The sequence below is a fragment of the Micromonospora sp. CCTCC AA 2012012 genome, assembly GCF_040499845.1.
GTDB classification, from domain to species: Bacteria; Actinomycetota; Actinomycetes; order Mycobacteriales; family Micromonosporaceae; genus Micromonospora; species Micromonospora mangrovi.
Map to the genome: position 1 here is coordinate 5,443,695 of NZ_CP159342.1, position 18,290 is coordinate 5,461,984.

21 protein-coding genes, 1 tRNA gene and 1 pseudogene are annotated in these 18,290 nt (G+C 73.0%); 14 read left to right on the forward strand and 9 right to left on the reverse strand.

What is annotated here, in order from left to right; genetic code table 11:
* Positions 1–2 precede the first annotated feature (2 nt).
* Both ABUL08_RS24410 and ABUL08_RS24415 read left to right on the forward strand, forming a co-directional pair.
* On the forward strand, positions 3–533 hold the full coding sequence (locus ABUL08_RS24410; RefSeq protein ID WP_350932311.1) for a peptidylprolyl isomerase: 531 nt from the start codon (positions 3–5) through the stop codon (positions 531–533).
* A gap of 25 nt (positions 534–558) precedes the next feature.
* On the forward strand, positions 559–1,506 hold the full coding sequence (locus ABUL08_RS24415; RefSeq protein WP_350932312.1) for a rhomboid family intramembrane serine protease: 948 nt from the start codon (positions 559–561) through the stop codon (positions 1,504–1,506).
* 27 nt (positions 1,507–1,533) lie between these two features.
* On the opposite strand, the gene ABUL08_RS24420 is transcribed toward ABUL08_RS24415, so the two are convergent.
* Positions 1,534–1,962: a PH domain-containing protein gene (locus ABUL08_RS24420; protein WP_350932314.1), complete on the reverse strand. Its 429-nt coding sequence runs from the start codon at positions 1,960–1,962 to the stop codon at positions 1,534–1,536.
* Between the two features lie 85 nt (positions 1,963–2,047).
* On the opposite strand from ABUL08_RS24420, the gene ABUL08_RS24425 reads away from it, so the two are divergent.
* From ABUL08_RS24425 to ABUL08_RS24455, 7 genes are all read left to right on the forward strand, one after another.
* Complete coding sequence (locus tag ABUL08_RS24425; protein ID WP_350932315.1) at positions 2,048–3,220, forward strand: thiolase family protein; 1,173 nt, start codon at positions 2,048–2,050, stop codon at positions 3,218–3,220.
* Positions 3,221–3,295: 75 nt separating this feature from the next.
* Positions 3,296–4,435, forward strand: coding sequence for a phosphotransferase (locus ABUL08_RS24430; protein WP_350932316.1), 1,140 nt, complete (start codon positions 3,296–3,298; stop codon positions 4,433–4,435).
* A gap of 180 nt (positions 4,436–4,615) precedes the next feature.
* The gene (locus ABUL08_RS24435; protein ID WP_350932317.1) at positions 4,616–5,128 is read left to right on the forward strand and encodes a hypothetical protein; all 513 of its coding nucleotides are present in this window, start codon (positions 4,616–4,618) and stop codon (positions 5,126–5,128) included.
* 69 nt (positions 5,129–5,197) lie between these two features.
* Positions 5,198–5,890 carry a response regulator transcription factor gene (locus ABUL08_RS24440; RefSeq protein ID WP_350932318.1) on the forward strand — a complete coding sequence of 231 codons (693 nt, stop codon included), beginning with the start codon at positions 5,198–5,200 and terminating at the stop codon, positions 5,888–5,890.
* Positions 5,883–7,370 (forward strand): sensor histidine kinase, encoded by a 1,488-nt coding sequence (locus ABUL08_RS24445; RefSeq protein WP_350932319.1) that lies wholly within the window; start codon positions 5,883–5,885, stop codon positions 7,368–7,370. The genes ABUL08_RS24440 and ABUL08_RS24445 overlap by 8 nt, the downstream gene beginning before the upstream one ends.
* Positions 7,371–7,425: 55 nt before the next feature.
* The gene (locus tag ABUL08_RS24450; RefSeq protein ID WP_350932320.1) at positions 7,426–8,028 is read left to right on the forward strand and encodes a hypothetical protein; all 603 of its coding nucleotides are present in this window, start codon (positions 7,426–7,428) and stop codon (positions 8,026–8,028) included.
* A 297-nt stretch (positions 8,029–8,325) separates the two neighbouring features.
* On the forward strand, positions 8,326–9,033 hold the full coding sequence (locus tag ABUL08_RS24455) for a glycosyltransferase family 2 protein (RefSeq protein ID WP_350932322.1): 708 nt from the start codon (positions 8,326–8,328) through the stop codon (positions 9,031–9,033).
* A gap of 69 nt (positions 9,034–9,102) precedes the next feature.
* Here the strand turns inward: ABUL08_RS24455 and ABUL08_RS24460 are convergent, their stop codons facing one another.
* Both ABUL08_RS24460 and ABUL08_RS24465 read right to left on the reverse strand, forming a co-directional pair.
* A complete protein-coding gene (locus ABUL08_RS24460; protein ID WP_350932323.1) occupies positions 9,103–9,999 on the reverse strand; it encodes a transketolase family protein in 897 nt (298 codons plus the stop codon).
* 1 nt (position 10,000) lies between these two features.
* Entirely contained in the window at positions 10,001–10,684 is a 684-nt protein-coding gene (locus tag ABUL08_RS24465; protein WP_350932324.1) for a transketolase, read from the reverse strand.
* Between the two features lie 46 nt (positions 10,685–10,730).
* Between ABUL08_RS24465 and soxR the strand changes: the two genes are divergently transcribed.
* The gene (gene soxR, locus ABUL08_RS24470) at positions 10,731–11,195 is read left to right on the forward strand and encodes a redox-sensitive transcriptional activator SoxR (protein ID WP_350932325.1); all 465 of its coding nucleotides are present in this window, start codon (positions 10,731–10,733) and stop codon (positions 11,193–11,195) included.
* Between the two features lie 4 nt (positions 11,196–11,199).
* Here soxR and ABUL08_RS24475 read toward each other — a convergent pair whose 3' ends face one another.
* Both ABUL08_RS24475 and ABUL08_RS24480 read right to left on the reverse strand, forming a co-directional pair.
* Positions 11,200–12,174: an NAD(P)H-quinone oxidoreductase gene (locus tag ABUL08_RS24475; protein ID WP_350932326.1), complete on the reverse strand. Its 975-nt coding sequence runs from the start codon at positions 12,172–12,174 to the stop codon at positions 11,200–11,202.
* 9 nt (positions 12,175–12,183) lie between these two features.
* Entirely contained in the window at positions 12,184–12,723 is a 540-nt protein-coding gene (locus ABUL08_RS24480) for an AAA family ATPase (RefSeq protein WP_350932328.1), read from the reverse strand.
* Positions 12,724–12,817: 94 nt separating this feature from the next.
* Between ABUL08_RS24480 and ABUL08_RS24485 the strand changes: the two genes are divergently transcribed.
* A tRNA-Ser gene (locus ABUL08_RS24485) sits at positions 12,818–12,904 on the forward strand.
* Positions 12,905–12,930: 26 nt separating this feature from the next.
* Here the strand turns inward: ABUL08_RS24485 and ABUL08_RS24490 are convergent.
* From ABUL08_RS24490 to ABUL08_RS24500, 3 genes are all read right to left on the reverse strand, one after another.
* Complete coding sequence (locus ABUL08_RS24490) at positions 12,931–13,473, reverse strand: DUF6036 family nucleotidyltransferase (protein WP_350932329.1); 543 nt, start codon at positions 13,471–13,473, stop codon at positions 12,931–12,933.
* The gene (locus ABUL08_RS24495) at positions 13,470–14,060 is read right to left on the reverse strand and encodes a helix-turn-helix domain-containing protein (RefSeq protein WP_350932330.1); all 591 of its coding nucleotides are present in this window, start codon (positions 14,058–14,060) and stop codon (positions 13,470–13,472) included. Before ABUL08_RS24495 ends, ABUL08_RS24490 begins: the two co-directional genes overlap by 4 nt.
* A gap of 158 nt (positions 14,061–14,218) precedes the next feature.
* On the reverse strand, positions 14,219–14,629 hold the full coding sequence (locus ABUL08_RS24500; protein ID WP_350932331.1) for a hypothetical protein: 411 nt from the start codon (positions 14,627–14,629) through the stop codon (positions 14,219–14,221).
* Between the two features lie 153 nt (positions 14,630–14,782).
* Between ABUL08_RS24500 and ABUL08_RS24505 the strand changes: the two are divergent.
* A pseudogene (locus ABUL08_RS24505) lies at positions 14,783–14,890 on the forward strand (VapC toxin family PIN domain ribonuclease); the annotation flags it as partial.
* 123 nt (positions 14,891–15,013) lie between these two features.
* Positions 15,014–15,547, forward strand: coding sequence for a YbhB/YbcL family Raf kinase inhibitor-like protein (locus ABUL08_RS24510; RefSeq protein WP_350932332.1), 534 nt, complete (start codon positions 15,014–15,016; stop codon positions 15,545–15,547).
* Positions 15,548–15,583: 36 nt separating this feature from the next.
* Here the strand turns inward: ABUL08_RS24510 and ABUL08_RS24515 are convergent, their stop codons facing one another.
* Complete coding sequence (locus ABUL08_RS24515; protein ID WP_350932333.1) at positions 15,584–16,294, reverse strand: class I SAM-dependent methyltransferase; 711 nt, start codon at positions 16,292–16,294, stop codon at positions 15,584–15,586.
* A 209-nt stretch (positions 16,295–16,503) separates the two neighbouring features.
* Here ABUL08_RS24515 and ABUL08_RS24520 point away from each other — a divergent pair, with 209 nt between their 5' ends.
* The gene (locus ABUL08_RS24520; protein ID WP_350932334.1) at positions 16,504–18,288 is read left to right on the forward strand and encodes a hypothetical protein; all 1,785 of its coding nucleotides are present in this window, start codon (positions 16,504–16,506) and stop codon (positions 18,286–18,288) included.
* The last annotated feature ends 2 nt before the right edge of the window (positions 18,289–18,290 follow it).

The window sequence follows — 18,290 nt, forward strand, 5'->3', positions numbered from 1 at the left end:
CCGTGGCCGAGGCTGTCTACGCCACCTTGCACACCAACGCTGGCCCGATCCGGCTGGAGCTCTTCCCGAACCACGCGCCGAAGACCGTCCGCAACTTCGTCGACCTGGCCGAGGGCAACCGGGAGTACACCGACCCGCGCACCGGTCAGCCGGGCAGTGGGCCGTACTACGACGGCACCATCTCGCACCGTGTGATCAGCGGATTCATGATTCAGATGGGTGACCCGACCGGCACCGGTCGCGGCGGGCCGGGCTACACGTTCGCCGACGAGTTCCACCCGGAGTTGCGCTTCGACCGGCCGTACCTGCTGGCGATGGCGAACGCCGGGCCGGGCACCAACGGCTCGCAGTTCTTCATCACGGTTTCGCCGACGCCGCACCTGAACAACCGGCACACCATCTTCGGTGAGGTGGCCGACGAGGCGTCGAAGAAGGTCGTGGACCAGATCGCGAACACCCCGACCGGCCCGAGCGACCGGCCGCGGCAGGACGTGGTGATCGAGCGCGTCGAGATCGAGCGCAAGCCGGTCTGAGCGTCCCCCGGGTACCTTTGCCCACATGACTGAGCGCTCCGGGCAGGCAGGTGACGCCACCGGTGGGTCGGTGCCGACCACCCCGGTCTGCTACCGCCACCCCGACCGGGAGACGTACGTCCGGTGCACCCGGTGCAACCGGCCGATCTGCCCGGAGTGCATGCGGGACGCGTCGGTCGGGCACCAGTGCCCGGAGTGTGTGAGCGAGGGACGCCGTAGCGTGCGGCCGGCGCGTACCGCCTTCGGTGGCGGTGCCGCCGGCCGGCACGGCTACGTGACCAAGGTCCTGATCGCGTTGAACGTGCTGATGATGGTCCTCTCCATCGCCTCGGACCACGGTGGGGACGCGGCGGCCGGCGGTTCCGGCTTCGGCGGCCTGATGGGCGGCGGCACCCCGCTGACCGACTGGGGTTCGGTGCTCGGTCAGGCGGTCTTCCCCGACGGCACGGTCGGCGGCGTCGCCGAGGGGCAGTGGTACCGCCTGGTCACCGCGATGTTCCTGCACTACGGCGTGGTCCACCTGCTGCTCAACATGTGGGCGCTCTGGGTGCTGGGCCGGACCCTGGAGGCGGTGCTCGGTCCGCTGCGCTTCCTCGCGCTCTATCTGCTCGCCGGGCTCGGCGGCAACGTCGCGGTCTACCTGTTCAGCCCGGTCAACCAGCCTTCGGCGGGTGCGTCGACGGCGATCTTCGGCCTCTTCGCCGCCATCTTCGTGATCATGCGGCGGCTGGGCCGGGACACCTCGTCGATCGTGCCGATCCTGGTGATCAACCTGATCTTCACCTTCACCGTGCCGGGCATCTCCATCGCCGGTCACCTGGGCGGCCTGGTCGTCGGCGCGGTGACCGCGCTGGTGCTGGCGTACGCGCCCCGGATGCGGCGGGGCGTCTTCCAGGCGGCCGGCAGCGCGATCATCCTGGTGGCGTTGCTCGGGTTGGCCCTGGTCCGCACCGGGATGCTGACCGGCGGCTGATCCGCCGCTCAGGGCGGCGCGAACGGCTCAGCGGGCGGAGGCGCGGGCGGCGCGGAGCGCCTCGGCCACCTCGTCGAGCGGGGCGTCCAGGTCGTACCGCCCGTACAGGTGCAGCGACCCACCCGCGTCGATCTCCAGCGTCTCGCTGTTCAGGCCCCGACGGGACCGGCGCTCGACGGTGATCGCCTCGATCTCGGGCCAGGTCAGCCGCTGGTGCCCGGCGAAGCCGTGGGCCACCGTGATCCCGTCCGGGTCGACCGCCAGCCGGACCGGGCGGACCAGGTCGCGCAGCGCCCAGCCGACCAGCACGACGGTGCCCAGCCCGACCAGCACCGGTTGGACCGGATCGTCGCCGGCCAGGAGCAGCCCGAGCGCGACGAGCAGCACCGCGGCGACCAGCTTGGCGACGGGCAGGACGGTCGGGACCCGCCACTGCCGGGTCGGGGACGGATGCACCGACCCAGCATGCCAGCGCAGCGGGGTGCCCGGCGGGGCGGCCACGACGTAGGATCGGGACAGCCCAAGTTACCGGGGAGTAAACATGAGTGACGCGGTCATCGTCGGTGCGGTACGGACCCCGGTCGGGCGGCGCAAGGGCAGCCTCGCCGGCGTCCACCCGGTCGACCTCTCGGCGCACGTGCTGCGTGCCCTCGCCGAGCGCACCGGCATCGACCCCGAGCTGGTCGACGACGTGGTCTGGGGCTGCGTGTCGCAGGTCGGCGAGCAGTCGTGGAACGTCGCCCGCAACGCCGTGCTCGCCGCCGGCTGGCCCGAGTCGGTCCCCGGCACCACCCTCGACCGGCAGTGCGGGTCGAGCCAGCAGGCGCTGCACTTCGCCGCCGCCACCGTGCTCTCCGGCCAGGCCGACCTGGTGGTCGCCGGTGGCGTCGAGTCGATGACCCGGGTGCCGATGGGTTCCAGCGTGGCCGGCGGCATGCCGTTCAGCGACGCGATCCTGGAGCGCTACCGGGGCGTCGAGGGGGTCGCCGCCGACTCCCTGCTCCCCTTCAACCAGGGCGTCGGGGCCGAGCTGATCGCCCAGCGGTGGCACTTCTCCCGCACTCAGCTCGACGAGTTCGCGCTGGCCAGCCACGAGAAGGCCGCCGCCGCGCAGGACGCCGGGGCGTTCGACCCGGAGCTGGCCCCGGTGGCGCTGGCCGACGGCGGCAAGTTCGCCGCCGACGAGGGCATCCGCCGGGACACCACACTGGCCAAGCTGGGCGAGCTGAAGACCCCGTTCCGGTCCGACGGTGTGGTCACCGCCGGCTCCGCGTCGCAGATCTCCGACGGCGCCGCCGCGCTCGCCGTCACCACCAGCGAGTGGGCCAGCCGGCACGGGCTGCGCCCGCTGGCCCGGGTGCACACCGCCGTGGTCGCCGCCGACGACCCGGTGGTCATGCTCACCGCCCCCATCCCGGCCACCGCGAAGGCGCTGCGCCGCGCGGGGCTGGGCATCGAGGAGATCGGGGTGTACGAGGTGAACGAGGCGTTCGCCCCGGTCCCGCTGGCCTGGCTGGCGGAGACGGAGGCGGACCCGGAGCGGCTGAACCCGCGCGGCGGCGCGATCGCCCTGGGTCACCCGCTCGGCGGCTCCGGCGCCCGGATCATGACCACGATGCTCCAGCACATGCGGGACAACGGCATCCGTTACGGCCTGCAGACCATGTGCGAGGGCGGCGGCATGGCCAACGCCACCATCGTCGAGCTGCTCTGACCCGCTGACGCCGCGCCCGGTGGCGGGGCCGGAATCTCCTCGCCTCCGGCCCGGCCGCCGCCTAGTCTCCGGGGCGTGACGACGCCCCCCACCGACGCGCCGGAGCAGTCCCCCGCCGACGGCCCGGAGACGACCCCTGCCGGCGGCCTGGAGGCCGCGAATGCCGGCGGCCCGGAGACGATGGCCGCCGACAGCCCGGAGACTATGCCTGGCGGCGACCCGCAGGCCGCCGCAGCGGGACCGGACTGGTCGACCGAGCGGTGGCGGGACGCGGCGCTGGCCTGGATCGGTGCCGCGCTGGCCCGGGACGGCCGGCGGGTCACCGGTCCGGTCGAGCCCCGGGTCCGCCCGTGGTCGCTGGTCTGGCGGCTGCCCACCGATGCCGGCCCGGTCTGGTTCAAGGCCAACAACCCCGGCACCCGCTACGAGGCGGTGCTCCTCGCCGAGCTGCCCGGCCGCTGCCCCGGCGCGCTGCTCGACCCGATAGCGGTGGACGCGGAGCGCGGCTGGTCGCTGCTGCCCGACGGCGGTCCGAGCCTGCGCGACATCCTCGCCCGGCAGCCCGACCCGACCCACTGGGAACGGGTGCTGCCGGCGTACGCGGCGGTGCAGATCGCGGCCACGCCGGACGCGGTGCACCTGGTGGAGCGGGGCGTGCCCGACCAGCGCCCGGAGCGGATGCCGGAGCTGTTCGACCGGCTGCTGGCCGACGAGGCGGCGCTGCTGCTCGGCGAGCCGGACGGCCTCACCGCCGAGCTGTACGGGCGGCTGCGGGCGTACCGGCCGGAGTTCGTCGCGCTCTGCCGCCGGTTGGCGGCGACGGGGGTGCCGGCCAGCATCCAGCACGACGACCTGCACGACGGCAACGTCTTCGTGGCGGACGACGGGTATCGCTTCTTCGACTGGGGTGACGCCTCCGTGGCGCATCCGTTCGGCACCCTGCTGGTGACCCTCCGCTCGGTGGCGTACGCCGGTGGGCTGGAGCCCGGCGACCCGGCGCTGGCCCGGCTCCGGGACGCCTACCTGGAGCCCTGGACCGACCGGTACGACCGGCCGACGCTGCGGGAGGCGGCGGGCCTGGCGATGCGGGTGGCCACGGTGGGCCGGGCGCTGTCCTGGCGCCGTGCCCTGTGGACGACCGACCCGGCCCGCGCCGAGTACGCGTCGGCCGTGCCCGGCTGGCTCGGCGAGCTCTTCGCCGACCTCCCGGTCTGACCCCACGTCGGAGAGCCCGCCGGTCCGACCCGATGTCGGGGAGCCCCGCCGGTCCGACCCCGACATCGGAGCCGCGCCGGTCCGATCCGACGTCGGACAGTACGTGCGATGTGCGCGGTGGAAGTTGCAGAAATTGGCGGTGACCCATATCACGCCTGCTCAGCGGTCGTTGCACAGGGCATGGACGTCTTCTCCCGAACGTTCCTCCCGGCCGCCGCCGACACCGGCCTGGCGACCCAGACGGTCAGCCGGCACATGCCGATCTTCCGGCGCTGCGTCGGCTCCGGTGACGCCACCATCCTGGTCACCCGGTGCAGCCGTCCCGACCACCCGGTCGGCGGCGACTACCTGATGCTCCTCACCCACCGTCGGTTGGTGGTCACCCAGCAGACCCGCGTGCTGCACCGGCTGCGCCTGCACCTCAACACCGAACTCCGCGAACTGAGCAACGTGACGTGGAGCCCGGACCCGCGCTCGCAGAGCGTCGAGCTGGCGGCCACCGCCATCGACGGGATGCGCGAGCGGTTCCTCATCCGTACCCACCACCCGAAGCAGGTGTGGGAGCTGGACACCCTGCTGAACCACGCCTTCCGGACCCGGCTGCGGACGCCGGCCGAGCGGCTGGTCGCCACCATCGGTGAGCCGCCCGCCGCCGCGCGGCCGGTCGCGTTCCGCCCGGCCCCGGTGCGCTGACGAGTTCCTTACCGGATCCGAACGTTCCCCTGACCGCTGCGGCGGCCACCGGTCGGTAATCATGGGCCGGTGACCGTCGACGCCGCGCAGCGCGGGCTCGTCCTGGTGGTGGAGGACGAGCCGGCCATCGCCGACCTGGTCCGGCTCTATCTGAGTCGGGACGGCTTCGGCGTACACCTGGAACGGGACGGCTCGGCCGGACTGGCCGCCGCGCGGCGGCTGCGCCCGGTGGCCTGCGTGCTCGACATCGCGCTGCCCGGCCTGGCCGGTACGGAGATCTGCCGGCGGCTTCGTGAGGCCGGCGACTGGACGCCGGTCATCTTCCTCACCGCCCGCGACGACGAGGTGGACCGGATCGTCGGCCTGGAACTCGGCGCGGACGACTACGTGACCAAGCCGTTCAGTCCGCGTGAGCTGGTCGCCCGGGTGCGCGCGGTGCTGCGTCGCACCGCCGGGGCACCGGCCGGCGCGGAGCAGCCGCGCGTCGTCGGGCCGGTCACCCTCGACCCGGCCCGTCGGACGGTCACCGCCGCCGACCGTCCGGTGCAGCTCACCTCGACCGAGTTCGACCTGCTCGCCCACCTGATGGCCCGGCCCGGCCGGGTCTTCACCCGGGAGGAACTGCTCGCCGGCGTCTGGGGCTACGCCGCGCACGCCGGCACCCGCACGGTGGACGTGCACGTCGCGCAGGTCCGCGCGAAGCTCGGCCCGGCCAGCGTGATCCGCACCCACCGCGGCGTCGGGTACGCGGCCGATGCCTGACCCCGCCGGCCCACCGCCCGCCGGGCCGGACCGGGCGCACCAGCCGACCGTCGCGCTGCCCGTGATCGCGGCACCGGTCGCGCCGGCCGGCCCGCCGCGCCGCCGGTTCGCCCGCACGCTGACCGCCCGCGCGGTGCTGGTCACCTGCGCGGTGGCGCTGGTGTCGGTGCTGGTCACCGCCCTGGTCGCGGTGCCGCTGACGGTGCGCGGCACGGAACGGCGCGACCAGCAGGCGCTCGCCGCGCAGGCCCGCCTGGCCGCCGACGTGCTGCGGGGCCGCCCGGCCCGGCGGGACACCGCCGGGGAGCGGCTGATCCGCCAGCTCCGCCAACAGGAGATCGACGTGTACGTCATCCACGCCGGCCAGGCGGACCGCCCCGGGCTGCCCCAGCAGCTGGTGAACCGGGTGTCCGCCGGCCGGGACGTCTCCGGCTGGCGGCTGATCAACGGTGAACGGGCCCTCGTCGAGGGGCGGACGCTGCCCGGCGGCGACGGCGTGGTGCTGACCCGGGCGACCCGTACCGGCCCGTGGCGACAGGTCCTGCTCAGCCTCTGGCTGCCGCTGCTCGCCGGGCTCGCCGCCGGGGTGGCCGCCGGGCTGCTCCTCGCCGCCCGGCTGGCCCGTCCGATCCGGGTCGCGGCGACCGCCGCCGCCCGACTGCGCGCCGGGGACCGGGCGGTACGCGTACCGGTGGAGCCGCCGGACGAGGTGGCCGACCTGGCGTACGCGCTGAACGGGCTCGCCGCCGCGCTGGCCACCAGCGAGGGTCGGCAGCGGGAGTTCCTGCTCTCCGTCTCGCACGAGCTGCGCACCCCGTTGACCGCGATCCGGGGTTACGCCGAGGCGCTCGCCGACGGGGTGATCGACGCGGCCGACACGCCCGCCACCGGCCGCACCATGCTGGCCGAGGCCGAGCACCTGGACCGGCTGGTCCGTGACCTGCTGGCGCTGGCCCGGCTGGAGGCCGCCGACTTCCCGCTCGACCCGGGACCGGTCGACCTGACCCGGTTGGCCGTGGACGCCGAGCGCACCTGGTCGGACCGGTGCGCGGCGATGGGGGTGCCGTTCCGGGTGGAGCTGCCGGCCGGGGCGGTGCCCGCGTACACCGATCCGGGACGGATCCGGCAGGTGGTGGACGGGCTGCTGGAGAACGCGCTGCGGGTCGTACCCCCGGGGGCGCCGGTGGTGCTCGCGGTCCGGCCCGGGGGCGCGGACCCGGCGGGCGGCGGCGTGCTGGAGGTCCGCGACGGCGGACCCGGCTTCACCGACGACGACCTGGCGGTGGCCTTCGAGCGGGGGGCGCTGCACCAGCGCTACCGGGGGGTGCGCAAGGTGGGCAGCGGTCTGGGGCTGGCGCTCGCCGCCGGGCTGGTCCGCCGGCTCGGCGGCGACATCGCCGCCGGGCACGCGCCCGAGGGCGGGGCGGCCTTCACCGTCCGGCTGCCCGGTGATCCTTACCTGACCCGAACACCGGGCTGACGCTCCGCTCGCCCGGGCGCGGGACGCTGTGGTTCCACGGACGAGAGGACAACTGATGGCACGTCAGGGAATCGCCACCGGCGTCACCGCACTGCTCGCGGCGGCCGCGCTCGGCCTCGCCGGCTGCGGCCCGGCCCAGCTCGCGGAGGGTACGGCCAAGCAGACCGCGGTCGACGTCGCCGCCGCGATGGGCGCGGACGGTCAGGCGCTCACCGCGATGGGCTTCGACGCGGACGACCTGGACGTGGAGCCGGTCGCCGCCTCGGCGTCACCCGACCCGTCCGCCTCCGCCCAGCCGGGGAAGGGTCAGCGCGGCGAGCGCGGGCAGGAGTGGCGCAAGCGGCACCGGGCCCGGGTGCTGCTGCGGAAGAACACCCTGCACGGCGAGGTCGTGGTCCAGACGAAGGACGGCGGTACGAAGACCGTCGCCGTGCAGCGCGGCCAGGTGACCGCCATCGACGACAGGTCGATGACGGTGAAGTCCACCGACGGCTTCACCATGACCTGGACGTTCGGCGACAACCTGCGGGTGGTCGAGCGCCGCAGCACCATCCGGTCGAACGACGTCAAGGTCGGTACGACGGTCGGCGTGGCCGGCGCCAAGGAGGGCTCCGGCGGCGTCGCCCGCCTGATCGTGGTCCCGCTCAAGCAGAACTGACCGGTGGGGTCCCCGGCCGCCGGGCCGGGGACCCCGCCCCTACGGGCGGATGATCCGGTCGACGGGCTCGGCCGGACGGGCGGCGGCGTACGGCCGAGCGGTTCGCCCGGACCGGGCCGAAACGGCGAGGTGTGGGTGCCAGGACCCGCCTGACCAGGGCGGTGACCAGGCCCGCGGGCCGGGTTCGCCGGGTAGGGCGTCGAGGCTCACGCGCGCGCCGGGAGGTGGCGGGCTGCGTCCCGGCGAACGGCCAGGCTACGCTAGGGCCGATTTGCTGTCCCCACCGTGGAGATCCTCGTGAAGCTCTCGATCCTCATGCCGGTCTACAACGAGGAAGAACGCATCGCGGATGCCCTCAAGCAGGCATTGGCGGTCGACTACCCGTGCGAGATCGAGCTGGTCGTGGTCGACGACGGCAGCCGGGACGGCACGGGGGAGATCCTCGGCCGGGTGGACGACGCGCGGCTGCGCGTCATCACCCACCAGCGCAACGCCGGCAAGGGCGCGGCCATCAAGACCGCCGTGGACAGCGCCGAGGGTGAGTACATGGTCATCCTCGACGCCGACCTGGAGTACGACCCGCAGGACATCCCGCGCCTGCTGGAGCCGGTGCTCGACGGCCGGGCCACGGTCGTCTACGGAAATCGCACCTTCGGGAGCCACAGCTCCTACAGCTTCTGGTACGTGGTCGGCAACAAGGGCGTCACCCTGGCCGCCAACGTGCTCTACAACTCCTACATCGGCGACCTGGAGACCTGCTTCAAGCTGATGCCGGTCGAGCTCTACCGTTCGCTCCAGATCAAGTCGCGGGGCTTCGGCATGGAAGCCGAGGTCACCGGCAAGCTGCTGCGCCAGAAGATCCGCCCCTACGAGGTGCCGATCAGCTACCGCGCGCGCGGCCGCGAGGAGGGCAAGAAGATCACCTGGAAGGACGGCGTCGAGGCGATCTGGATCCTGAGCCGGGAGCGCGCCCGTCGCCGCCCGCTCGGTGCCACCGCCCGCTGACCCCGTAACACGTCCCAGGACCCCGCCACCGGCTCACCCCGGGGCGGGGTCCTGGCGTTTCTCCCGGGCTCAGGCCGGGGCCGGGACCCGGGCGAGGAAGGCGTCCACGCTGCGGCGGATGCCGGCCGGGTCCAGGCCGTGCCAGCGGGCGTGGTCGTCGGGCGAGCCGTACCGGCGCAGCTCCGTCCGGCCCACGCCGAGGGTGAGCAGCCGGTGCGGCCGGTCCGCCAACGCCTCGGCCACCACCCGCGCCGAGGTTCCCGCCAGGTAGGGCTCGACCAGGATCACCTCGCCACCGGCCAGCCCCCGCAGTCCGGCCGTGTCGAACGGGCGCGGCCGATGGGTGTACGCCACGGTCACCGGCCGCCCGTCGACCGCCGCGAGCGACGCGTCGAGCATCGGGCCGACCGCCACCAGGAGCGGCGCGTCCGGACCGGCGTCCCGGACCACCCGCAGGCTCCCGTCGCCCGGGTGCGCCCGGTCGTTGGTCAGCGTCGACAGCCGCAGATAGGCCGACCCGTCCGAGGCCACCGCGTCCCGCAGCAGTCGGGGCACCTCGTCCCGGTGCCCGGGTACGTGGACCGTCCAGCCGGCGAGGGTGTCGAGCAGCGCCACGTCCGCCGGACCCAGGTGGGTACGCCCCGCCGCCGCCCGGTCGTACGAGCCGCCGATGCCGACCAGCACCGCGCCGACACCCTGATGGTCGAGGTCCAGCTTGATCTGCTCGTACGCCCGCTCGACCAGGAACGGGGCGTAGCTGTGCACCACCGGCCGCAGCCCGGTCAGCGCGAGGCCCCCGGCCACGCCCACCATCAACTGCTCCCGGATCCCCACGTTGAGCACCCGGTCGGGGTGGCGTCGCGCCGCCGGGGCGAACGCGGCGGCGGAGATGTCCGCCAGCACCACCGCCGTACGCGGATCCTCGGCCAGCAGCCCGGTCATGGTGTCGATGAAGGTCTCCCGCATGTCACTCCCCGTCCCTGACGACCGCGACGACGACGTGCGGCCGGTGGTTGTCGTGCCCGGTGAGGGCGGCGTACAGGGCGGCGTGGTCCCGCCCGTCGACGGTGGCGGTGGTCCAGCCGTTGACGGCGAACCGGCTGGCCGCCCCGCCCGGCCACCCGTGGCTCGCCGAGCGGTTGTCCAGCACGATCGCGGTCAGGTTCGCCAGCCCGGTCGCCCCCGCGTACGCGATCGCCTCGTGGTTGCTGCCCTCGTCCAGTTCGGCGTCGCCGAGCAGGACGTACACCCGGGGGTCGAGCCGGCCCTGGGCGCGCAGGCCGAGCGCGGTGCCCACGCCGAGGCCGAGGCCGTGGCCGAGTGAGCCGGAGCTGATCTCCACGCCGGGCACCAGCAGCCGGTCCGGGTGGTCGCCGAGCCGGCTGTCGGGGCCGCCCTGGTCGTCGAGCCAGTCGACGGGGACGAAGCCTTTCGCGGCGAGCAGCGCGTAGTAGCCGGCCACGGCGTGCCCCTTGGAGAGCAGGAAGCGGTCCCGGTCCGGGTCGTCGACGGTGGCGGGGGTGATCCGGAGCACCCGGTCGTAGAGGACCTGGAGCACGTCGAGGGTCGAGTAGACGTTGGGGTTGAACTCGCGGCCGGCGCGTACCCGCTCCAGCAGCGGCCCGAGGTCGGTGGCGGTGGTCGTGGTCATGCGGCTAGCCTGCAAGTTGAAGGGCACTTCAACTCAAGGCGACGTGATGCACGAATCCCTGCTGACCATCGGTCAGCTCGCCGCCCGCAGCGGGGTGGCCCCCTCGGCGCTGCGCTACTACGAGCGGCTCGGCCTGATCCGGGCCGACCGCACCGGCGGCAACCAGCGCCGGTACGCCCGCTCCGAACTGCGCCGGGTGGCGTTCATCCGGATCTCCCAGCAGGTCGGCGTCTCGCTGGACGAGATCCGGGCCGCGCTGGACTCGCTGCCCGCCTCGCGTACGCCGACCGCCGCCGACTGGGCGGAACTCTCCACCGCCTGGCGGGACCGGCTGGAGGAGAAGATCCGGCTGCTCGGGAAGCTCCGCGACGACCTGGAGGGCTGCATCGGCTGCGGCTGCCTGTCGTTGCAGCGCTGCGCGCTCTACAACCCGGAGGACTCGCTGGCCGCCGAGGGCCCCGGCGCGCGGCTCGTGCTGCCGCACGCCGGAGCGGACCCGGCACCCGTCTGAGCCGTCACACCACCAGCAGCACCTTGCCCAGGTGGTCGCTCGACTCCACCAGCCGGTGCGCCTGCGCCGCGTCGGCGATCGGCACCCGGCGGTCCACGATCGGCCGGACCCGGCCCGAGGCGACCAGCGGCCACACCTGCTCGCGGACCCCCCGGACGATCTCCGCCTTCTCGGCGAGCGGCCGGGACCGCAGCGCGGTCGCCGCCACCGAGGCCCGCTTCGCCAGCAGCATCCCCAGGTCCAGCTCGCCCTTGCGCCCGCCCTGCATGCCGATCACCACCAGCCGGCCGCCGGTGGCCAGCGCCGCCACGTTCCGGGGCAGGTAGGCCCCGCCCATGATGTCCAGGATCACGTCCGCGCCCCGACCGTCGGTGACCTTGCGGACCTCCTCGACGAAGTCCTGCTCCCGGTAGTCGATCGTGTGCGCGGCGCCCAGCTCCCGCAGCCGCTCGTGCTTCGCCGACCGGGCGGTCACCACCACCGTCGCGCCGAGCGCCACCCCGAGCTGCACCGCGAAGGTGCCGATGCCGCTGCCGCCGCCGTGCACCAGCAGGGTCTCCCCCTCGGCGAGCCGGGCCAGCGCCACCACGTTCGACCAGACCGTGCAGGCCACCTCGGGCAGCGCCGCGGCGTCGACCAGGTCGACGCCCGCCGGCACCGGCAGCAGCTGCCCGGCCGGCACGGCCACCCGCTCGGCGTACCCGCCGCCGGCCAGCAGGGCGCAGACCTCCTGGCCGACCTCCCAGCCGGTCACGTCCGGCCCGAGCGCGGCGACCACCCCCGAGCACTCCAACCCGGGGTACGCGGGCGCGCCCGGCGGCGGCGGATAGTGCCCCTGCCGCTGGAGCAGATCCGCGCGGTTCACCGCGCTGGCCCGCACCTGCACCACCACCTCACCCGGGCCGGGCTCCGGATCGGGCACCTCCGCCCAGACGAGTGCCTCGGGTCCACCGGGTTCCGGAATCGTGATCGCGCGCATGGCCCAGTCTTACCCGATCCGGCCGTCCGTCCACGCCCGGGCCAGGATCTCCGTCACCGTCTCCGCCGGGGTCTGCGCCGAGGTGTCCAGCCAGAGCCCGAGCCGGGGAGTGTCGGCCCGGAACCCGGCGTCCAGGTCGGCGACCGGCCAGTCGCCGTACCCCCGCTTGGGTCGGTCCCGCTCGCGGGCCGCGACCACCTCCGCGCGCGGCGCGAGCACCACCACCGCCAGCGGCCGGTGCCGGATCCGCGCGATCATTGCCGGCAGCTCCGCCCCGAGCACCACATCCTGGAGTACGACGGTGAAGCCGGCCGCCGCGTACCCGTCGGCGGCCTGCGCGGCGAGGTCGTAACGGAGGCGCAGTTGCCGCCACGCCTCCTCGGACGGCTGCGCGGTCAGCTCCGCCCGGCCGTTCACCACCATCCGGCGGAACAGGTCACCCCGCAGGTGCACGGAGCGGGTCAGCCGTCGGGCCAGCAGCTCGGCCACTGTGGACTTGCCGGCGGCCATGATTCCGGTGATCAGGACCACCGACGGGGTCTCCCACACTCCGCCATCCTCGCAGCGACGGTGGGACACGCGCTCGCCCGACGGACGGCGCGTGGCAGACTAGGCACGTCGCGTACCCCTCGGGGCGCGGCCGGGAGGGTTCGCCTAGTGGCCGATGGCGCTGGTCTTGAAAACCGGTAAGGCAGCGATGTCTTCGTGGGTTCGAATCCCACACCCTCCGCAGCTCATCCTCGTCGTGAAGGTGCATCACGTGGCGGGGAGGTACCTGGCGATCCAGTCGTTGAGCCGCTTCCGCACCAGAGGATGGACGTCGACCATCTCGATCCGCTCGGCGACCACTGCCGGGTCGATGAGCCGGGCCCGCAGCAGAGCATCGGCGAAGGCGTGGTCCTTCTCCCGGCCGGCAACCAGCTTGGAGACCACGCAGTCGTGCGGTTCCAGGGTGTAGCCGCGCCCCGGCTGGGTGCTCTCGGACTCCACCAGAATCAAGCGCGTCCGCCATCCGTCGGGCAGCACCGCAGTCGACACGCTCACACCTTGGGCGTAGTAGCCGTTCATCTCGTGGAACGGCGAGAACTCGCCGATGGCTCCGTCGACCTGATCGGCCTTCCGATCCTCCGGGTCATTGAAGAACGCCACGTCGACCTCCATGGAGGCGGTGGCTTCGAGCGGAAGTCGGTTCTCCGGTATCGCGCCCAGCACCGACTGACTGCCGATGACGAGGACGTCGGGGTCCCCGGCGATCTGACACGCGGACCTCAGGACATGCTCGAGTTGTTCCCGCCTCACGCCGCTCGGTTCCAGCCACTACGGGTGAAGGACTCAAGAATCTTCGTACGCTGGGGCTGTGACAGCACCCCCGCGAAGGGCGAGTTCTGCCGTAGTTCGACAGATTCCGGGTCGTCCGACGTCAGCGCCCTGAGGACGCTGTTGACCCCCTCATCGATCTTGTCCTGCCAGCGCTTCAGCCAGACCCCGGCCATGGTGTCCGCATGCTGCCGGAGAAGCCGGTCGAGATTCTCCCTGGCCTTGCCCAACACCTCGTCGGGGTCGGTGACCAGACGGCCCGCCACCGCCTGGTGCAGCCACAGCGACTTCACTTGGTCACGGGTCAGACCGGGCCCGGGGTGAATCAGCGCCTCGACCTGGCTCCGCTCGATTCTCCGGTGCTTGCCCACCTTCACGAACGGCAGGTCGCCGCGTTCGCACAAGTTGACCACCTGCTGACGCGACGACCCCAGCAGCTTGGCGGCCTGCCCCGTGGTGAGGAGTTCTCCACCCGTCTCCATGATCGGAGCATGCGCCACAAACGCTAAAAACACAACTGATGCTATCCCCGTCGGCGGGTACACCTCGTCGAGCAGCAGGCCGGTCATGCGTCGCGGCGCCGGAGCAGGCCCTGTTCGATCTCCGTCGAGTAGGTGGCGTAGTAGCGGAGGGCGGTGGCGATCTGCTCCCGGCGGAGCCCGGTGACCTCCATCAGCTCGGCGGCCAGTTCCTCGCCTTCCAGGTCTGGGGACTCGGCCGGACGGCGTCAGCTACCCAGGCGTACGGTCACCAGCGTGCCCTTCAGGGCCGCCTCGGTGTACGCCCCGCCGTCCCGGCCGACGACCATCAGGCGGTAGCCGTCCTGTCGCGCGGGCACCTTCGGCACGCTGAACCAGAACCGGCACGTGCCGTCGGTGAGCGCCCTGCCGTCGGCCAGTTGGCCGGTTGCCATGGGCGGCTCGTCACCGGCGATGACGACCGGTGCGCCGTTCCGGAGGTCCGCGTACTGACCTGCACCGGCGCAGCCGCCGCGTCCGTCCCGCGTGAACGATCCGTTCCCGGCGATCGACACCGCCCCCGAGACGACGAAGCCCGCATCGGCGGGGGCGCTCTGGGCGGGGTGGGCGGCGTGCCGGACCACGCCGAGGAGCACGGAGGTGGCGATGGCGCCGGTCATGAGCAGCGCGATCCTGCCCGCCGTCCACCGCCGCCGCGGGGTCGGACGGGTGAGCCAGTCGAGATCATCTGTGGGGTCGATGGCTGGAGATCCTAGCGACCTGATCGACGGCCGTGGGGGCGGTCGCTCCAGGCGTACCTGCTGGAGCTGGTGGCCGCGCTGACCGCCGATCCGCACTGGGCCGCGCCGGGTCACCTCCTGGTTGAGGTCATGTCGGTGATCGGGGCAGAAGTCCTCCGGCGGAAGCTCGGCGCAGCCCGCGGCTGCTCGCACACTCCTGAGCCGCGAGAGTCGGCGGGGACACGGGGGGTTTTCGGTTCGGACCGAGGTGTGCAGGGGGTATGAAGGGGCGCAGGAAACCGCGTACCGGAAGGACCCGTCCCGATGACCCTGGAACGACCGATCGCCCCCGACCCGTACGAGCTGCTGCCGACGGTGCCGTCGTTCACCCTGACCAGCGACGACGTGCACAACGGCGAGCCGATGGACGCGCGGTACGCGCACGACAGCGCCGGCGGCGGAAACGTCTCCCCGCAGCTGGCCTGGTCGGGCTTCCCCGACGAGACGAAGAGCTTCGTGGTGACCTGCTTCGACCCGGACGCCCCCACCGGCAGCGGCTTCTGGCACTGGGTGCTGGTGGACGTCCCCGCCTCGGTCACCGAGCTGCCGACCGGGGTGAAGGAGAGCGACCTCGACGGCGCCTTCAGCATCCGCAACGACTACGGCGACACCGGCTACGGGGGCGCCGCCCCGCCGCCCGGTGACCGCCCGCACCGCTACGTCTTCGCGGTGCACGCGCTGGACGTGGAGCGTCTCGACGTCGGCCGGGAGGCCAGTCCCGCCTTCGTCGGCTTCAACCTGGCGTTCCACACCCTGGCCCGGGCGGTCATCCGCCCGACGTTCCACGTGAACGAGTAACCGGAGGCGGGGAGGGCTGACGGCCCTCCCCGCACCTCAGGCGGGGACGCGGGCGACGGCGAAGACCGACTGGCCGAACGGCGGGCGGACGACCTGCTCGGCGGCCTTGGTCGCCGGGAGGACCAGGGTGTCGTAGACCTTGACCATCGGCCCCTCCTTCGGCATCAGCCGGAAGACCTTGGTCGCCATGAAGTAGCCGATCAGGCCGAGCGCGTTCGCGTAGTGCATCTTCTCGACGGTCAGCCCCGCCTCGGTCATCGCGGCGGAGAGGCTCTTCTTCGTGTACCGCCGGACGTGGCCGGTGGCGATGTCCGCCGGGCTCATCGCGAACTGGAAGGCCGGCACGATGATGACCACCGCGCCGCCGGGCCGGACCAGGTCGCGCATGCTGCGCAGCGCGCCCACGTGGTCGTCGATGTGCTCCAACACGTTGTACGACACGGCCGCGCTGTAGTCGCCGCGCTCCGAGTGCGGCAGCAGCATCTGCCGGACCTCGATGCCGGGGTGCTCGGCGAGCCGCTCCTTGAGCTGGACCAGCCGGTCCGGGTCGGCCTCGGTGGCCGTGATCCGGGGCAGGTGCGCCGACCACTCCAGCGCGTAGTCGCCGAGCCCGCTGCCGATCTCGATGGGGTTGTCACCGAGGTAGGGCACCGCCAGCTCGACGAACCACCTGCGGTGGTTGACCGCCGTCGCCAGGCCTTCGAGCACCTCCGACTGGACGCGCTGATCCCCAGTGATTTCTGCCATGCGTCGATTCCTCACGATATGACTGACCCGCGCCTGGACCGACAGAGTGAACCATCCGAGGGGACGGCGGAAGAATCGGGGCACCGTGGTGGCCGAATTGCGGTCGGGGGTGGGCACGTGATCGGCGGTCGGCGAACCCGGCACATAGTACGCCAGTACCCAGAAACATGTCACGTCCCTGCCATACCCTGACTACGCTCCGAATTGTTATGACTACTCCTGAATCGGACGGCGGTGCGGACTCGGTCCGACGCTCCCGGGACGCCTGGGTGGACGCCGCCGCCGTGCTCAGCTTCGTGCTGGCCGCCTTCTGGGTGACCGCACGGTTCTGGGTGGACCCGGCCAGTGGCGTCCGGGACAACCGCACCGATCAGGCGCAGTTCGAGTGGATGATGGCGCACGGTGCGCGGGTGGTGACGGAATTCGCCTATCCGTTCACCTCGGACCGGATGAATGTGCCGGACGGCGTCAATCTGATGGCAAATACGTCCGTACTATCCGTTTCGCTGCCAATGACGCCGATCACCGTGCTCCTCGGTCCTCGTACGGCTTTTCTCGTCTTTCTCACCGCCGGGATGATCGCCACCGGCGTGGCCTGGTATTTCGTGCTCTCCCGGGTGCTGATCGGCAGCCGGGGGCCCGCCTGGCTCGGGGCCGGCTTCTGCGCCTTCGCACCCGCGATGGTGTCGCACGCCAACGCGCACCCGAACATCGTGTCGCAGTTTGTCGTACCGCTGCTGGTCTGGCGGACCCTGCGGCTGGCGGAACCGGGCCGCTGGCTGCGCAACGGGATCCTGCTCGGGCTGCTGGTCGTCTGGCAGGCGTTCCTCAACCTGGAGATCCTGCTGATGACCGCCATCGGGCTGGCCGTGATGGTGGTCGTGCTCGCGCTCGCCCGGCCGGAGCTGCGCCGGGGCGTACGGCCGTTCGCCGCCGGACTGGGGGTGGCCGCCGGCGTCGCCGGGGTGCTGCTGGCGTACCCGCTCTGGGTGCAGTTCTTCGGGCCGGGCGCGTACCAGGGGCTGTCGCCGCTGATCCGGGGCTACCGCACCGACCTCGCCTCCTTCGTCGCCTGGTCCCGCGAGTCGCTGGCCGGGGACGCCCGCGGCAGCGCCTGGCTGGCGAAGAACGCCACCGAGGAGAACGGCTTCTTCGGCTGGCCGCTGGTCGTACTCGTGATCGCGCTGGTCTGGTGGCTGCGGCGCAGCGCGGTCGTGCTCGGCCTGGCCGCCCTCGGCGTGCTTTTCGGCCTCTTCTCCCTGGGCCGCGAGATCGTCTACGACGGTCGGGAGACCGGGATCCCCGGGCCCTGGGCGCCGCTGGAGAACCTGCCGATCCTGCACTCGGTGGTGCCCACCCGCTGGTCCCTCGCGCTGACCCCGATCATCGGGGTGCTGCTGGCCCTCGGTGCCGAGCGGATGCGGCTGCTGGTCCGGCGGCATCCCGAGGCGCGTCGGCAGCTCCGCTTCGGTACCGCCACCGTGCTGACCATGGCGCTGCTGCCGCTCCTGCCCACGCCGCTGCCCGCGGTACGCCTCGACCCGACCCCCGGTTTCGTCACCTCCGGCGCCTGGCGGCCCTACGTGGCGGGCGGGCACAGCATCGTCACCCTGCCGCTGCCCGACACCACCTACGCCGACCCGCTGCGCTGGTCCGCCGAGACCCGGCTCGGGATGCCGCTGGCCCGGGGTTACTTCCTCGGCCCGGACACCCGGCCCGGCGCGCACCGGGTCGCCCTCTTCACCGCTCCGCCCCGCCCCACCAGCACCTTCTTCGGCACCATCCGCAAGACCGACGCGGTGCCCCCGATCACCCCGGCGGACCGGGTCGCCGCGGTCGACGACCTGCGGTACTGGCGGGCCGGCGCGGTGATCCTCGACCCGCGGCTGCGGCAGGCCGGTTCGATGCACCGGGGGATGACCGCGTTGACCGGGATCCAACCGGTGTTCACCGGCGGGGTGTGGCTCTGGGACGTCCGGCCGCTGGTCGACTGAGC

Excerpts from the sequence above, each read along its gene's own strand:
- ABUL08_RS24495 (WP_350932330.1), bottom strand. The coding sequence starts at position 14,060 with ATGACCGGCCTGCTGCTCGACGAGGTGTACCCGCCGACGGGGATAGCA.
- ABUL08_RS24415 (WP_350932312.1), top strand. The coding sequence starts at position 559 with ATGACTGAGCGCTCCGGGCAGGCAGGTGACGCCACCGGTGGGTCGGTG.
- ABUL08_RS24450 (WP_350932320.1), top strand. The coding sequence starts at position 7,426 with ATGGCACGTCAGGGAATCGCCACCGGCGTCACCGCACTGCTCGCGGCG.
- ABUL08_RS24460 (WP_350932323.1), bottom strand. The coding sequence starts at position 9,999 with ATGCGGGAGACCTTCATCGACACCATGACCGGGCTGCTGGCCGAGGAT.
- ABUL08_RS24435 (WP_350932317.1), top strand. The coding sequence starts at position 4,616 with ATGGACGTCTTCTCCCGAACGTTCCTCCCGGCCGCCGCCGACACCGGC.
- ABUL08_RS24445 (WP_350932319.1), top strand. The coding sequence starts at position 5,883 with ATGCCTGACCCCGCCGGCCCACCGCCCGCCGGGCCGGACCGGGCGCAC.
- ABUL08_RS24425 (WP_350932315.1), top strand. The coding sequence starts at position 2,048 with ATGAGTGACGCGGTCATCGTCGGTGCGGTACGGACCCCGGTCGGGCGG.
- ABUL08_RS24520 (WP_350932334.1), top strand. The coding sequence starts at position 16,504 with ATGACTACTCCTGAATCGGACGGCGGTGCGGACTCGGTCCGACGCTCC.
- ABUL08_RS24510 (WP_350932332.1), top strand. The coding sequence starts at position 15,014 with ATGACCCTGGAACGACCGATCGCCCCCGACCCGTACGAGCTGCTGCCG.
- soxR (WP_350932325.1), top strand. The coding sequence starts at position 10,731 with ATGCACGAATCCCTGCTGACCATCGGTCAGCTCGCCGCCCGCAGCGGG.
- ABUL08_RS24465 (WP_350932324.1), bottom strand. The coding sequence starts at position 10,684 with ATGACCACGACCACCGCCACCGACCTCGGGCCGCTGCTGGAGCGGGTA.
- ABUL08_RS24515 (WP_350932333.1), bottom strand. The coding sequence starts at position 16,294 with ATGGCAGAAATCACTGGGGATCAGCGCGTCCAGTCGGAGGTGCTCGAA.
- ABUL08_RS24500 (WP_350932331.1), bottom strand. The coding sequence starts at position 14,629 with ATGACCGGCGCCATCGCCACCTCCGTGCTCCTCGGCGTGGTCCGGCAC.
- ABUL08_RS24475 (WP_350932326.1), bottom strand. The coding sequence starts at position 12,174 with ATGCGCGCGATCACGATTCCGGAACCCGGTGGACCCGAGGCACTCGTC.